Annotated in this window: 10 protein-coding genes; 8 read left to right on the top strand and 2 right to left on the bottom strand. The window is 60.1% G+C overall.

What is annotated here, in order from left to right:
• Complete coding sequence (gene hprK / locus ACQREB_RS06075) at positions 1-1,038, top strand: HPr(Ser) kinase/phosphatase (RefSeq protein ID WP_427766549.1); 1,038 nt, start codon at positions 1-3, stop codon at positions 1,036-1,038.
• Positions 1,039-1,095: 57 nt separating this feature from the next.
• Here the strand turns inward: hprK and ACQREB_RS06070 are convergent, their stop codons facing one another.
• Together ACQREB_RS06070 and ACQREB_RS06065 are read right to left on the bottom strand one after the other, a co-directional pair.
• Entirely contained in the window at positions 1,096-2,415 is a 1,320-nt protein-coding gene (locus tag ACQREB_RS06070; protein ID WP_427766546.1) for a citrate synthase, read from the bottom strand.
• Between the two features lie 132 nt (positions 2,416-2,547).
• The gene (locus tag ACQREB_RS06065) at positions 2,548-5,394 is read right to left on the bottom strand and encodes a tetratricopeptide repeat protein (protein WP_427766543.1); all 2,847 of its coding nucleotides are present in this window, start codon (positions 5,392-5,394) and stop codon (positions 2,548-2,550) included.
• 103 nt (positions 5,395-5,497) lie between these two features.
• Between ACQREB_RS06065 and ACQREB_RS06060 the strand changes: the two genes are divergently transcribed.
• The 7 genes from ACQREB_RS06060 to ACQREB_RS06030 all read left to right on the top strand — a co-directional run.
• A complete protein-coding gene (locus ACQREB_RS06060; protein ID WP_427766540.1) occupies positions 5,498-6,178 on the top strand; it encodes a MotA/TolQ/ExbB proton channel family protein in 681 nt (226 codons plus the stop codon).
• 13 nt (positions 6,179-6,191) lie between these two features.
• The gene (locus ACQREB_RS06055) at positions 6,192-8,135 is read left to right on the top strand and encodes an ABC-F family ATP-binding cassette domain-containing protein (protein WP_427766537.1); all 1,944 of its coding nucleotides are present in this window, start codon (positions 6,192-6,194) and stop codon (positions 8,133-8,135) included.
• 185 nt (positions 8,136-8,320) lie between these two features.
• A complete protein-coding gene (locus ACQREB_RS06050) occupies positions 8,321-10,636 on the top strand; it encodes an RHS repeat domain-containing protein (protein ID WP_427766534.1) in 2,316 nt (771 codons plus the stop codon).
• Complete coding sequence (locus ACQREB_RS06045) at positions 10,605-11,609, top strand: hypothetical protein (RefSeq protein WP_427766532.1); 1,005 nt, start codon at positions 10,605-10,607, stop codon at positions 11,607-11,609. Before ACQREB_RS06050 ends, ACQREB_RS06045 begins: the two co-directional genes overlap by 32 nt.
• Positions 11,610-11,621: 12 nt before the next feature.
• A complete protein-coding gene (locus ACQREB_RS06040) occupies positions 11,622-12,389 on the top strand; it encodes a hypothetical protein (RefSeq protein ID WP_427766529.1) in 768 nt (255 codons plus the stop codon).
• Positions 12,390-12,702: 313 nt separating this feature from the next.
• Positions 12,703-13,449 carry a hypothetical protein gene (locus tag ACQREB_RS06035; protein WP_427766527.1) on the top strand — a complete coding sequence of 249 codons (747 nt, stop codon included), beginning with the start codon at positions 12,703-12,705 and terminating at the stop codon, positions 13,447-13,449.
• A 99-nt stretch (positions 13,450-13,548) separates the two neighbouring features.
• Positions 13,549-13,809 (top strand): hypothetical protein (locus ACQREB_RS06030; protein WP_427766525.1); only part of this gene is annotated, 261 nt, incomplete at its 3' end.

Genomic DNA, 13,809 nt, shown 5'->3' with positions numbered 1-13,809 from the left:
ATGCCGTCCTTCGGCGATGAGGCTTCGGCGGCGGGAACGGGCTTTCCCGCCCGCGCGCCGCTCCCGCCGGGCGCGGATCTCTGCCGCCCGCATCCGCAGTCGAAGGTCACCGTGCGCGATTTCTACGAATCCGCGCGGGACCGCCTTGAAATGGAGATCGTCGCGGGCGAGACCGGGCTCGGGAACGTCATCGGCGAAAAATCGCTGAACCGCCCCGCGCTCGCGCTCACCGGCTACTTCAAGCATTTCGGGAGCAGCCGTCTGCAGCTTTTCGGCGCGGGCGAAATCTCCTACCTCGCCGACCTGCGGCCGGAGACGCAGCGCGTCATTCTCGAAGAGATCTTCCGCAAGCGCATTCCCGGAATCGTCGTCTCGCGCGGGCAGCACCCGACGCCGTCGATGGTCGCGCTCGCCGACGCCTACGGCGTGCCGATTCTGCGTTCCCGCCTGAAGTCCAAGGACTTCACGGCGGAGGCGACGATGCTCCTCGACCAGAAATTCGCGCTTCGCGGCAACATGCACGGCACGCTCATCGACGTGCGCGGCGTCGGCGTGCTGCTGCGCGGCGAAAGCGGCGTGGGCAAGAGCGAATGCGCGCTCGCGCTGATCGAGCGCGGCTATTCGCTCGTCGCGGACGACTACGTGATCGTGCGCCTCGTCGGCGACAGCTCGCTGCTCGGCTCGGGCAAGGACGTCTCGCGCGGGTTCATGGAATGCCGCGGCATCGGCATCATCAACGTCGCGAGCATGTTCGGCATCCGCTCCGTGCGCCGCGAAAAGACGATCGACCTCATCATCTCCTTCGTGCCCTGGCGCGAAGGCATCGAGGAGGACCGCACCGGGCTCGAATCGCGCGAGCTCGAGATTCTCGGCCGCAAGGTGCCGCACATCCAGCTCGCCGTGCGCCCGGGGCGCGACATGGCGCGCCTCGTCGAAGTCGCGGTCATGGTGCACTCGCTCCGCCAGATGGGACACGACCCCGCGGAAGAGTTCAACGAACGCCTCATCCGCATGATGAATCCCGAAAACGCGCGCTGACTTCCGTCGCGCGCGTCGGATTTTTCCGGAAGCGGCGGGAACGCCGCCTTCCCGTTCTCACGCGTTCGCGGAGGGCGCGGCGACGCGCTCCATGAGCGGGACGAAGCGGCGTTCCCGCTCGCCGACGTAAACCTGGCGCGGACGGTAGATTCTTCCGCCCGGGCGTTCCGCCATCTCCTTCCACTGCGCAATCCAGCCGGGCATGCGGCCCATGGCGAAGATCACCGGGAACATGTTCACGGGAATGCCGAGCGCGCGCAGGATGATGCCGCTGTAGAAGTCCACGTTCGGGTAAAGATTGCGCGACTTGAAGTAGGCGTCGTTGAGCGCGATGTCCTCGAGCCGGTGGGCGATCTTCAGCAGCGGGTCCTCGACGCCGATCGCGTCGAAGATCTTCATGCACTGCGCGTGGAGGATCTTCGCGCGCGGGTCGTAGTTCTTGTAGACGCGGTGACCGAAGCCCATGAGACGGACTTCGCCGGCCTTCGCGCGCTCGACGAATTTCGTGCCGTCGTCGCCGGATTCGCTGATCTCGGTGAGCATTTCGATGACGGCCTGATTCGCGCCGCCGTGCATCGGACCCCAGAGCGCGCAGACGCCCGCGGAGACGGACGCGAAGAGATTGGCGCCGCCGGAGCCGACCATGCGCACCGTGGACGTGGAGCAGTTCTGCTCGTGGTCGATGTGCAGCAGCAGCAGCGTGTCGAGCGCCTTGGCGACGTCGGGGTGAATCTGCGAATCCTCTCCCGGGTAGGAGAACATCATGTGCAGGAAGTTCTCGCAGTAGCTGTATCCGCGCTTCGGATACGTCACGGGAAGCCCGTTGCGGTAGCGGTAGCCCATCGCCGCGAGCGCGCGCACCTTGGAGATGAGCACGGTCGTCGTGCGGTCGAAGTTCTCCAGGTCCTGCTTGCGGTTGTTGGACGAAAGTTCCGGATAGTAGCAGCCGAGCGCGTTGAGCATGGCGGAAAGGCCCGCCATCGGGTGCGCCGTCATCGGGAAGCCGGCGACCATCGTGCGCAGCGCCTCGTGAATGCCGGCGTTGAGCAGAATGCGGTTGCGGAATTCCTCGAGTTCCCGCGGCGTCGGCAGCTCGCCGTAAATGACGAGATAGGAGCTTTCGATGAAGTTGGAGCGTTCCGCGAGCTCCTCGATCGGGTAGCCGCGGTAGCGCAGAATGCCTTTTTCGCCGTCGATGAACGTAATCGCGCTTTCGCAGGAGCCGGTGTTTCCGTAGCCTTCGTCGTAGGTGATGAAGCCCGTTTCCGCGCGCAGCTTGCGGATGTCCACCGCGTGTTCGCCCTCCGTGCCGACGATGACGGGAGCGACGTAGCCGCGATTGCCGAAAGTGACCTTGATTTCTGATTTGTTCGTCATGGCTGAAAATTGCCCGCAGTATTCATTATTTCCGCGCGTTTTTAAATGTTTTTTTCGCGTGCGCCGCTCCGCTCCGAAACGCCGGAGGCGCGCCCGGAAATCGGGCGCGGAAAGGCGCGGCGGGAACGCCTCTCACTTGTCGCGGATGGCTTCCTCGCGGGCGCGGGCGTAGTCCGCGCCGGGAATGCCCCAGCGCGCCCCCCAGTTGACGACTTCCTTGTACGCCTTGCGCGCTTCGTCGTAGTCGCCGTCCGCCTCGCACAGATCGCCGACGGCGAAGAGCGCGCGCGCCAGCCAGTAGCCGGACGAGACGCCCCAGCGCGTGCTCGGATCGACGTTCCCGCGCGCCGCGCGGTCGAACAGCTCGTTCTTCACGCGCCAGAGAATTTTTCGGGCTTCGGCGCGGACGCGTTTCCGCGCTTCGGGCGAAAGATTTTCGGATTCCGCGGATTTCGCCGTCGCCTCGCCCCATTTGTAGCCGGCCTCGGCGCGGAGCTCGTGCGCGGCTCCGGGGCCGTTCTCGTAGGCGTCGCCGGGCAGGCTGAAGAGGCGTTCGTAGGCGGCGATCGCCTTGCGCAGCGAGCTCGCGCGCGTTCCCGCGTCGGTCTGCGGCGCGGAGGCGAGCGCGAAAAGGCAGTCCGCGCGCGCGATTTCCGTGCGGCGCAGATCCGGATGGTCGGGATATTTCGCGATCAGCGATTCGTAGACGACGAGCGCGGACTCAAAGTCGTTGAGCGAGCGGAAGCAGTCCGCCTGCCGCTTGCGCGCGTAGAAGACGAGCGGCGAATCCGGGTATTTCGCGATCAGCTCCTCGAGACGCGCGATCGCTTCGCGGAAGCGCCCGAAGGCCGCCTCCTGCTGCGCCGCCTCGAAATACGCGATGATGCCGTAGCGGGCGAACTTGGGTTCCGCGGCGCAGATTTCGATCATCTTTTCGAAACAGCGGAGCGCGTCCGCGAGCTGCCCCCGCTCGGCGTAGGCACGGCCTTCGTCGAGGTAGGACGCGGGAACGGCGGTGCCTTCGGCGAATTCCGCGCGCAGGAGCTCGAGCTGCGCGCGCGCGGCGGCGAAGTCTCCGTCGGCGAGCAGCCCGCGCGCCTTGAGCAGCGCGGCGCCGCTCCGCAGCGCGTTCCGTTCGCGCGGCAGGCGGGCGTCCGGCGGGAGCGCGTCGAGCATCCTGCCGATCTCGTCGGCGGCGGCGACGGTCGTCTTCGGCGCTTCGAGCTCGAGCCCGAGCAGCGCGCGCCACCACAGCACGCGCAGGCGGTAGGTCTCGGGAACGCCGAGCTGGGCGAGGAATTCCGCGCAGCGCTTTTCCGCCGCCGCGAGCTTGCCCGAACCGCGCAGCTTCGCGATGAGAAAACATTCCGCGCGGAAGACCCACTCGCGGTCGAACGGGAGCGCCGCGTTCCCGCGCGCGGCGTCGATGAGCTCTTCCGCGCCCGCGAAATCGCCGGCGTTCAGCTCGCACAGCACGCGCTGGGAAAACACCGTTCCCGCGTAGCGGCGCGCGACGGAGCCCGCGCTTTCGGCGACCTTCGCGTAGGCGGACGAGGCGATCCGGTAGTCGCCCGCGAGAAAGCGGCAGTCCGCGAGCACGATGCCGATCTCCGCCTTTTCGTCCTCCGTTCCCGCGGCGTCCTTGAGGCGCTCGAGATAAGGCACGGCGCGGCGGTACTCGCGGCGCGCCATCGCCTCGTCGGCGAGCACGCGGAGTACGTCCGGCACGAAGCGGCTGTTCGGGTGCTTTTCCAAAATCTCGTTCGCCCACTTTTCGATCTCGTTCTCCCTGCCGCCGACGAGCCCGGCGATGCGGATGCGCGCGAAGAGCTCGAGGTCGGCGACGGCGGGATCGGGCCGAAGCCGCTCGGGAACGCCGGGAATCTCCTTCCCGTCGAAGAACGCGTCGATCTCCGCGGCGGCGGCGGACGCGGCCTCCTCGTTCTTGCGCTCGCCCGAAGCGAATTCGGACTCCGCCTTCTTTTCTCCGGCGGGAACGCCGTCGCCCTTCATGATTTCGCGGACGTTGCGCCAGAGCCCGGCGATCGCCGCCTCCTGCAGCGCGATGTCCGGGCGGCGGCAGAGCGCGCGCATGAAGGCGCGGCGCGCGCTTTCGCTCTTCGGCGAATCCTGCAGCACGCCGTCGAGAAAATCGAGCTCCGCGCGCGTGTTCGGCGGGATCTTTTCGTCCGCGGCGCGGGCGAGAACGGCGCGGGCGGCGCCGCGCTTCTCCGGATCGCGGTTCGCGTCGAGCGCGACGGAAAAGGCGTAGAGTCTGGCGAGGCGCACGCGCTCCTGCGGGTCCGTCGCGGCGTCGGCGCGCGCGCGGAGCGCCTCTAGCTCGGCGGCGGAAAGCTCGGGAACGAAAGTCGCGTTCGCCCAGGCGCGCACGTATTCGAACTGGGCGCGCTGCTCGGCGCCGACGGCGCGTTTCAGCGCGGCGTCGAAACGCCGTTCCGCCGCCGCGTCGTCTCCCGCGTCCTTGGCGACGACCGCCGCCGCGAGCTCGAACCAGGCGGCGTCGCTCGGCGTCAGATCCGCTTCGACGACGCCCGCGAGCGCGGCGCCGGCTTCGCGGATTTCGCTTTCGCCGATCTTCGCCCACGCGCGGTAAAGCGCCTTCACGGAAGAACTCTCGCCGACGGCGTCGAGCGCCTTTTCCGCCTCGGCGAAGCGCCCGCGCTCGATCAGCGCCGAGGCGCGGATGCGCAGCGCCGCGTCGCGCAGCCCGCCGCCGACCGCGCTCTCGTCCTCCGCCAGCACGTCGTCGGTGAATTCGAGCGCGAGCCCCGTGAGGCCGCTGCGCAGCGCGGAACTGGCGAGCACGACGTTTTCGCCCGGATTCGCGGCGGGAACGGCGACGTTCCCGGGCTCGCCGACCGGATCCGCGGCGGGCGTTTCCGCCCGGCAGAGCGCGCCGGACGCGACGGCGAGCAGCGCGAGCCCGCCGAGAAAAATCTTTCTTTCCGCAAAAAACATTGCGGCATTATGCGTCTCCCGCGCTCCCGCGGCAATTGAGAATCGCGCCCGCGAAAAATCCGCTTTCCGCGGCGGCGGTTTCGCCGTAGAATGCCGCGCAACAATGAACAGCGACCCATCTCAAGTTTCCCGCTTTTTTCTCCTGAGCGACGGCGGCCCGTTCGTCTGGGCGCTGGCGCTCGTCGGCGTCTTCGGCGTCGCGATCATGATCGAGCGCATCTACTACCTGCACAGCAAGCAGATCCGCGCGCAGGATTTTCTCGAAGGCATCCGCAACAATCTGCGCAGCGGGCACTACAACGAGGCGCTGACCGTCTGCGAAGAGGCGCCGGGGCCCGTCGCGCGCATCGTGAAGGCGATTCTCGTGCGGCGCGACCGCGGCGAAGCCGGCATGCGCATCGCCGCGGAGGAAGCCGCCGTCGCGGAGCTGCCCGCGCTCGAGCGCCGCGCGGGAACGGTCTGCGCGCTCGCGAAGATCGCGCCGCTCGTCGGCCTCGCGGGAACGGTCTTCGGGCTGCTGCGCGCGTTTCTGAACATGCGCTCCGCGGGCCATTACGCCTCCGCCGACCTTTTCGCCGGCGACATCGCGAGCGCGCTCGCGGCGACGGGCTTCGGGCTCGTGCTCGCGGTCGTCTTTCAGCTCGGGCATCACCTGATCGCCGGGCGCATCCGCGCCGTCACGACGGATTTCGAAAAGACCGGAATCAGCCTCATCAACTTCATCGTCTATGAGCTGAACGAGCCGGACGCGGCCGCGGGCGCCGACGAGCCCGCCGCGAAATGAGCTCCGGCGCGTCGTGTTTTCGCTGAGCGACATTCGGCTGCGCTACGGCCCGCGGGTGCTCTTCGACGGCGTTTCCGCGAGCATCGGCGCACGGGAGCGCATCGGCCTCGTCGGCTCCAACGGCGCGGGCAAGTCCACGCTGCTCAAGATTCTCGCCGGCGTGCAGGACTACGACGCGGGAACGCTCGCCGCCGCGAAGAACGCCACCGTCGGCTATCTCCCGCAGGACGGGCTGGAGACGCACGGAAAGACGCTCGTCGCCGAGGTCGAAAGCGCCTTCGAGGACATCGTCTCCCTGCGCGCGAAGCTCGCCGCCGCCGACGCCGAGCTGCAGACGCTCCCGCCGGATTCCGACGCCTACCGCGACGCGCTCGGGCTCATCGCCGACATGGAGCGCCGCCTCGAAGACGCCGACTCCGCGCGCCTGCGTTCCCGCGTCGAGACGATTCTGCACGGGCTCGGCTTCGCGCAGAGCGACATGGAGCGCGACACGGGCGAGTTTTCCGGAGGCTGGCAGATGCGCATCGCGCTCGCGAAGCTGCTCCTGCGCGAGCCGACGCTGCTGCTGCTCGACGAGCCGACGAACCACCTCGACATCGAGTCGCAGGACTGGCTCGAGGGCTGGCTCTCGCGCTACGCGGGCGCGGTGATGCTCGTCTCGCACGACCGCGCGTTCCTCGATTCGGTCTGCGGGAAGATCTTCGCGCTCTCCGCCGGGCGGCTCGAAATCTACAACGGCGATTATTCCTATTTCGAAAAGACGTCGCGGGAACGCCGCGAGGCGCTCCGCCGCGCCGCGCGGAACCAGGCGCGCGAAATCGCGAAGACGGAGGAGTTCATCGAGCGCTTCCGCGCGAAGGCGACCAAGGCGGCGCAGGTGCAGTCGCGCATCCGCCAGCTCGAAAAGATCGAGCGCGTCGAGTTCGAGGAGGAGGACGAGTCGCAGATCGCGTTCGCGTTCCCGCCCGCGCCGCAGAGCGGGCAGGTCGTGCTCGAGCTGAAGGACGTCCGCAAGGACTACGGCGACGTGCGCGTGCTGCGCGGCGTGAATTTCAGGATCGAGCGCGGCGACCGCATCGCCGTCGTCGGCGTGAACGGCGCGGGCAAGTCCACGCTGATCCGCCTGCTCGCGGGCGTCGAGCCGCCGAGCGCGGGAACGCGCGCCGAGGGGCTCAACGTCGCCGTGTCCTATTTCGCGCAGCACCAGGCGAAGGAGCTCGACCCGAACCTCGACGTGCTCACGACCGTGAACGACGTCGCCGCCGGGCTCGGCACGACGCGCCTGCGCACGCTCCTCGGCGCGTTTCTCTTCCGCGGCGAAGACGTGTTCAAGCCCGTCGGCGTGCTCTCCGGCGGCGAGCGCAACCGGCTCGCGCTCGCGCGGATGCTGCTGCGCCCGTTCAATTTCCTCGTCCTCGACGAGCCGACGAACCACCTCGACATGCGCTCGAAAAGCGTGCTTGCGCAGGCGCTGCGGCAGTACGCGGGAACGTTCGTCGTCGTCTCGCACGACCGCGATTTTCTCGACCCGCTCGTGACGAAGGTCGTCGAGGTGAAGAATCACGGCCTGCGCGTCTTTCTCGGGAACGTCAGCGACTACCTCGCGGCGACCGCGGACGAGCGCGCGCGGGAACGCGAAAGATTCTCCGCCGCCGCTTCCGCCTCCGCGAAAAAGCCTTCGGCGGACGACCCGCGGGAACGCCGCCGCGCCACGGCGGAACGCGCGAAGCGCCTCGCGCCCGTCCGCAAAAAGATCCGCGAGACGGAGGAGCGCATCGCCGCGCTCGAAGCCGAGCAGGCCGCGTTCGAGGAAAAGATGACGGCGCCGGACTTCTTCTCGCGCGACGGCGAGGCGGTGAAGTCCGACATGGCGCGCTACGACGCCGTGAAGCGCGAGATCGCCGCCGCCTACGAATCTTGGGAAGCGCTCTCGCTCGAGCTCGAATCCGACGCGTGAGCGCGCGCCTTTTCGGGCGGTTTTTCGGGACGCGCTTCGGGCGGATTTCGCGGAAAACGCCCCGTTTTTTCGCCCGAAAAAATTTTTTTGAAAATTTTCAGCCCTTTGTTTAAGCGGGCTGCAGGGAAAACGTCACAATTGCGACACAATTCGTTTTCGGAAAAAGTGTAATCTGTGCGCCGGTCATGCTCCACGAACCCGAAAAATCATCCCTGAACGTTCCCGCCTACGACGCGCGCGGGAACGTTCTCGCCGAATACGGGAACGCCGCGTATCCGGTGAAGTTCGCCTACGACGCGTTCGGGCAGAAGACGCAAATGCGCACCTTCCGCGCGCTCGCGGGCGCGCCGGAATCCCCGGGCGCTCTCGACGACGACGCGGGCGACCTCACGACGTGGACTTACGACGCGGCGACGGGCGCGCTGCTTTCGAAGACGGACGCCGCCGGCGCGTCGGTGAATTATGTTTACACGGCGACGGGGCTGCTCGCCTCGCGCGCGTGGTCGCGCGGCGTCTCGACCGCCTGCGCCTACGACGCGTGGAACCGACTCGTCTCGACGACGTATTCCGACGGCACGGCGGGCGTTTCCCAGGCCTACGACGCGCTCGGGCGCCTCGCCTCCGTGACGGACGCCGCGGGCACGAAGACCTTCGCGTACGACGCGTACGGCTCGCTCGTTTCGGAGAGCGACGCCGCGTTGAACGCGTCGCTGGCGCGCGGGCTCGACGCGTACGGGCGGGAAATCTCGCTCACGGCGACGCGCGGGGGCGAGCCCTTCGCGCTCTTCGCGCGGAGCTGGGACGCGGCGACGGGGCGCCTCTCGGGCTGCGCCTACGGGAACGTGGAGTTCGCGTACGGTCGGCTCGCGGGAACGGATCTGCTCTCGGAAATCGCGGTGATGGGCGGCTACGTGATGACGAAGCGCGTCGCCTACGCGGCGGATCGGGATTTGCCGGTTGAAATCGCCTACGAAAAAAGCGATGCTTCGCTCATCGCGAAACGCACTTACAGCCACGACGCGCTCGGGCGCGTTTCCGCGCGGACGCAGACGCGCGGGAGCGCCGCCGCGCGCTCGGACGCCTTCGGCTACAACGCGCGCTCGGAGCTGACTTCGGCGACGCTCGGTTCCGACGCGTACGCCTACGCGTTCGACTACATCGGCAACCGCAGCACGGCGACCGAAAAAGACGCGTCGCTCTCCTACGTGACGAATTCCCTCAACCAGTATTCGGGAATCGCCTCTTCCGGGGAAGCGACTTTCCAGTCGCTTGTTGAAAACCCCTCCGAAGAAAATTTCTCTCCGACCTACGACTTGGACGGGAACGCGACGCTGATCCGCACCTCCACGGGAACGTGGCAAATCACCTACAACGGCGAGAACCGTCCGATCCGCTTCGAAAACGCGGCGACGCAGGCCGTCGTCGAGTGCGCCTACGATTCGCAGGGACGCCGCTTCGAGAAGAAAGTGACCGTCGCGGGAACGCTCACGCTGCACGAGCGCTATGTTTACGACGGCTATCTGCAGATCGCCGCGTTCGACGTTTCGACGGACGCCGAGGGAACGGAAAGTTTTGCGCTGAAACGCGTGATCTTCTGGGATCCCGAAGAACCGACCGCGACGCGCCCGCTCGCGATCAACGTCCTCGGCGACAACCTCTATTTCCCGACCGTCGATCTGACGAAGAACGTCTGCGAGCTGGTCGATTTCTACGGGGACGTGGCGGCGACCTACGATTACGCGCCCTTCGGCGCGGTCTCCGCGGGAACGCCTTCCGGCTCCGCCGCTCCCGACAACCCGTTCCAATGGTCTTCGGAAGTTTACGACGATGAGTTGGGTCTCGTCTATTACAACTACCGCCACTACTCGCCCGCCGACGGCCGCTTCCTCTCCCGCGACCCAATCGAGGAACAGGGAGGAGTGAATCTGTATGCGTTCCTGGGGAATTTTGTCACGAAGAAATCAGATTATTTGGGAAATTTTGATTGTGATGGCATGGTGAATAAAGCAAAAAACACAGAGGCTTATCTGAAATATAAAAAAATTCTAGATAAGACGTGGACGTGTTTTCCTCCTGAAATATCTTGTGGGTGTTGTCAAGGAAAGGCGGAAGCCTTTTTTCAAAATACTTCGCTGTTCTCTGGCGTCACTAAAGGCGTTATAAAAATCTGTAAAAATAATTTTAAAGATACTTGGATATTTCAAGAAAAAATCAATGCAATCGTAGCCCATGAAATGCTCCACACGGTGCAAAATTGTTTTGACAGAGAGGAGGAAAATCCGTGCAAAAAGAGCATTTGCCGAGAAATAGAGGCGTATACCAAACATTCTTATCCCGGGGTTTCTAATTTAAATAAAGATGAACGAAGAGAGAGAGTAAGATCTAGTGTTCTCGCTTCCATAAGTCTTTTCAGTACTTGTTCCTCGGAGGTGGAAAACGGGACTTGGGGGGATTATTTCGATGAATTGTATGAAACCTGTTCGCAAAAAACGCGCGATTAATACAGTATTGTTTGTCGTAGGAGGAATTTTCTTCTTGGAAATCCTTTCCGTATTTTTCGACAGGCTTAACGAGGTGTACCAATACATTGTTTCTTCTCGAATTCTTCGCACTCAGTATCTTCCGGAGGGAACGCCCGTGGTGTTGTACGAGATACCGAACCATGCTGAACTCACATGGAGGGAGAAAATTTTTAATTTTGGAACCTTTTTGCGAAATGAAGAAGCTCTCAAGATTTTGCCGAATTTGGAAAAGCTGTCCGTCAAGAGACGATCTTTTTATTTCGGCGAAAGCGACATGATTAGCTACGATTATTTCTATAATCCTTCATTTTATATTCCGGCAACAATACCTTATCACAAGCGAGATTTTGAATTTACTGCCGATATGAAATTAGGATTCCTTTATCATATGGATAGAGAAGCATTGGCGCGATTGGAGACGGAACTTCTTCCTGTCAGAAATCGATTAGAGTCTTTGCGTTCCATTTTTTCCGAAATGGAATTTCTTGACGCTAACAAGGGGGAGGCCTCTTTCTGTTCAGATGCAAAAGGATGCCTTGTTTTGATTCTAGAAAATCGGGACGCTCCCTCGAAATCTTCCATTGACGCTGAAATCGCCTTCTTCGCAAAAGAAGGTCAAGAGCTTTATTCTTCACAGATCGACCTCCTTTCGTTCAGAGAGGCGATTGGAAAGAGCGATGAATTCTATTTGGCGACAAAGGAACTCGCAGTCGGACTGGCGCAAGATGCGCCGACAAAGCGTTGGAGGCTGTCATGTGTTCGCTTCAGCAAGAAAGAATTTCTCTCATTGCTCAGCAAAAGAATTCCAGAGGAGCACATCGCTCGGCTTGAGCTAAGAATCCTTGATCCTCAAGCGCAGTCTGAGGAGAATTTGTTGACCGGAGACTCCCTGATGAAAGGAAAAGATTTTCGGGGCCTGCTGAAGATTTTTGTCGTTCCGATTTTTCTTTAAAGATTTTTCGACATGAGTAAACTTGCTTCATTTTTTAGGAAGAATGTCTTTGATTTGAAGATTTCGTCATTGTTTCTTCTTGGATTGTTTTTGATTCTTTGTTTGCCGAACGTGCATTTCCGTCTCGACAGATACTATTTTGATTTGGAGACATATTTGAATTCATGCGAAAACGATGAATATAGTCTTTCTCATGCAGGTAAAATCCAAAATATTTTCTATGATGAATCCTCGAACAGCCTTTATTATTCCAAAATAGGAGATGGCGTCTATAATCAGGAAGAGTTTTATAAGTTTTTGTTTTCGGAATATGTCCGAGTGCCTATAAGAAAAGAGGAGGTGGAGAAGGATATTTTGGGGAAAATGCTTCCGGCTGAAAAATTTTTTGAAAATTCTTTGCGGACCTCCCTCATAAAATCGTCTTCTCTTGTTTTCTGCTATACGGGGATTTTTTGGGGCGTAGTTTTTTTATTGACGAAAATAAAAAGGAGGGGGGCTCTTCATAGAATTTCGACGGAGTCTTCAAATAACGAATTTCCTGAATATCCGCCTCCGAGCGTAAAGAATCATCTCCAAAACTTAGGAGATTCGGATCAGAAGCTCTTAACTAATATTTCTGAGGCCGCATATCTTCTTTCTTTTTCGATTTTGAGCGTGGGAGCGCTCATCATTCTTTTTTCCTTTCGAGAGTATTCTTTTCATTTCTTTTTGATTTTGGGCTTGTCTTTGGTTGCCGGAGTCTGCTTTATATATTATTTTTTCAACCTTTTTAAGAAATAGAAGACGGGCATACATGCCGATTTGATTATGAGCGAAGAAATTTTAGAGCTGACGTTCCGCGCGGATTTTCGGAGAAGCGCACTCCTGCACCTTCTGCTGATTTTTTCTTTTGTGGAACCGTATTTTGTTGGGTTGTCGCGATATCCGGCGAATCCCGATCTTTTGGGAATGTGGTAGGTTTGGCGTCTTTTTTCTCGTATGGTTGCTTCCCGGAATTCTTCTTTTGACCTCTTCCGTGAAATTCTCCGTCGCTAAAGGAGGATATTGCAGGAAACTTGATCGATGGGATTAAATTTTGAAAAAAGGAGAAATTATGAAAGTCTTTAAAATTTTAATTTTTTGTGTTGTTTGCTTTTACTGCGGATTTGAAGTTGCGCTGCTCTTTTCGGAGCGGCAAAGTGTGGTTATCGACACTCTTGAGTTTCCGATAAAACGTATTGATGGGAAGACAAATCTTTTTTTTGAAAAATCAGCGGTGATTGAAAAGGTGAACTCCCTTATCGAGGCCGAGAATCAAGAGATCGAAAACTTTTCCTTTGTTGGCGAGATGTTTATTGATTTTAATTACGGAAATGGAAATTTTTACGAAAATAGGCCGAGAATTACCGCGACGCTTATTTTAGGACTTGGGTCTCGTTGGTCGTTTTTTCCGTTTTTAGTTCCGGAGATGTTTTCCTCATATCGACAAGAGCGCCTTTATTCTTTGCTGGCAAGAATATTTGATCTCGTAGAAGAAGAGATTGAGCTTAGTTCAAATAAAGACTACCAAAAAGAAATAGAAAATCCTGCAATAGATCCGAGAAAGTTAGAGTTTTTCTTTGCGTCGAAGATAACTGAGAGGGATTACGCTTTCATAAAAAACATGAAAGAATCGGATCGTTGCGAATTAAAAATCGCTTTGCTTCAAGGGATTTCGCGTTATATTGATCCGGGGCGCGTTTGTTATCCAGGATACATTTTGCGTGATATAGAAGAGAATCTTGGTTTCTTGAAAAAAGATTCCTGTCCGCATGTTAGAAATCTCGCGGAAACAGTCATTGATTCTTATTTGAAAAATTAAGACGGATTAAAATATTTTCGAAAAAGCCGAAGAGATTGAATATTAATGCGCGTCAAAACTAATTTTCAGAATATAGAGCGTAGTCGCTTGAATCGTTCCGTGCGCTTCAAAAATGCGGCGACGCGCCCGCTCGCGATCAACGTCCTCGGCGAAAACCTCTATTTCCCGACGGTCGATCTGACGAAAAACGTCTGCGAACTGGTGGATTTCTACGGGAACACCGCCGCGACCTACGACTACGCGCCCTTCGGCACGGTCTCCGCGGGAACGCCCGAAGGAACTGCCGTTCCCGCGAACCCGTTCCAATGGTCCTCGGAGTTCTACGATTCCGAACTCGACCTCGTCTATTACAACTACCGT

It is taken from the genome of Candidatus Spyradosoma sp. SGI.093 (genome assembly GCF_050314555.1).
Taxonomy (GTDB): Bacteria; Verrucomicrobiota; Verrucomicrobiia; order Opitutales; family UBA953; genus Spyradosoma.
Note: the sequence above shows the minus strand (reverse complement) of the source record. Positions and strands in the feature narration are given on the sequence as shown.

Bases quoted from the DNA above. Each gene is read 5' to 3' on its own strand.
- hprK (WP_427766549.1), top strand. From the start codon at position 1: ATGCCGTCCTTCGGCGATGAGGCTTCGGCGGCGGGAACGGGCTTTCCC.
- ACQREB_RS06070 (WP_427766546.1), bottom strand. From the start codon at position 2,415: ATGACGAACAAATCAGAAATCAAGGTCACTTTCGGCAATCGCGGCTAC.
- ACQREB_RS06065 (WP_427766543.1), bottom strand. From the start codon at position 5,394: ATGTTTTTTGCGGAAAGAAAGATTTTTCTCGGCGGGCTCGCGCTGCTC.
- ACQREB_RS06060 (WP_427766540.1), top strand. From the start codon at position 5,498: ATGAACAGCGACCCATCTCAAGTTTCCCGCTTTTTTCTCCTGAGCGAC.
- ACQREB_RS06050 (WP_427766534.1), top strand. From the start codon at position 8,321: ATGCTCCACGAACCCGAAAAATCATCCCTGAACGTTCCCGCCTACGAC.
- ACQREB_RS06045 (WP_427766532.1), top strand. From the start codon at position 10,605: ATGAAACCTGTTCGCAAAAAACGCGCGATTAATACAGTATTGTTTGTC.
- ACQREB_RS06040 (WP_427766529.1), top strand. From the start codon at position 11,622: ATGAGTAAACTTGCTTCATTTTTTAGGAAGAATGTCTTTGATTTGAAG.
- ACQREB_RS06035 (WP_427766527.1), top strand. From the start codon at position 12,703: ATGAAAGTCTTTAAAATTTTAATTTTTTGTGTTGTTTGCTTTTACTGC.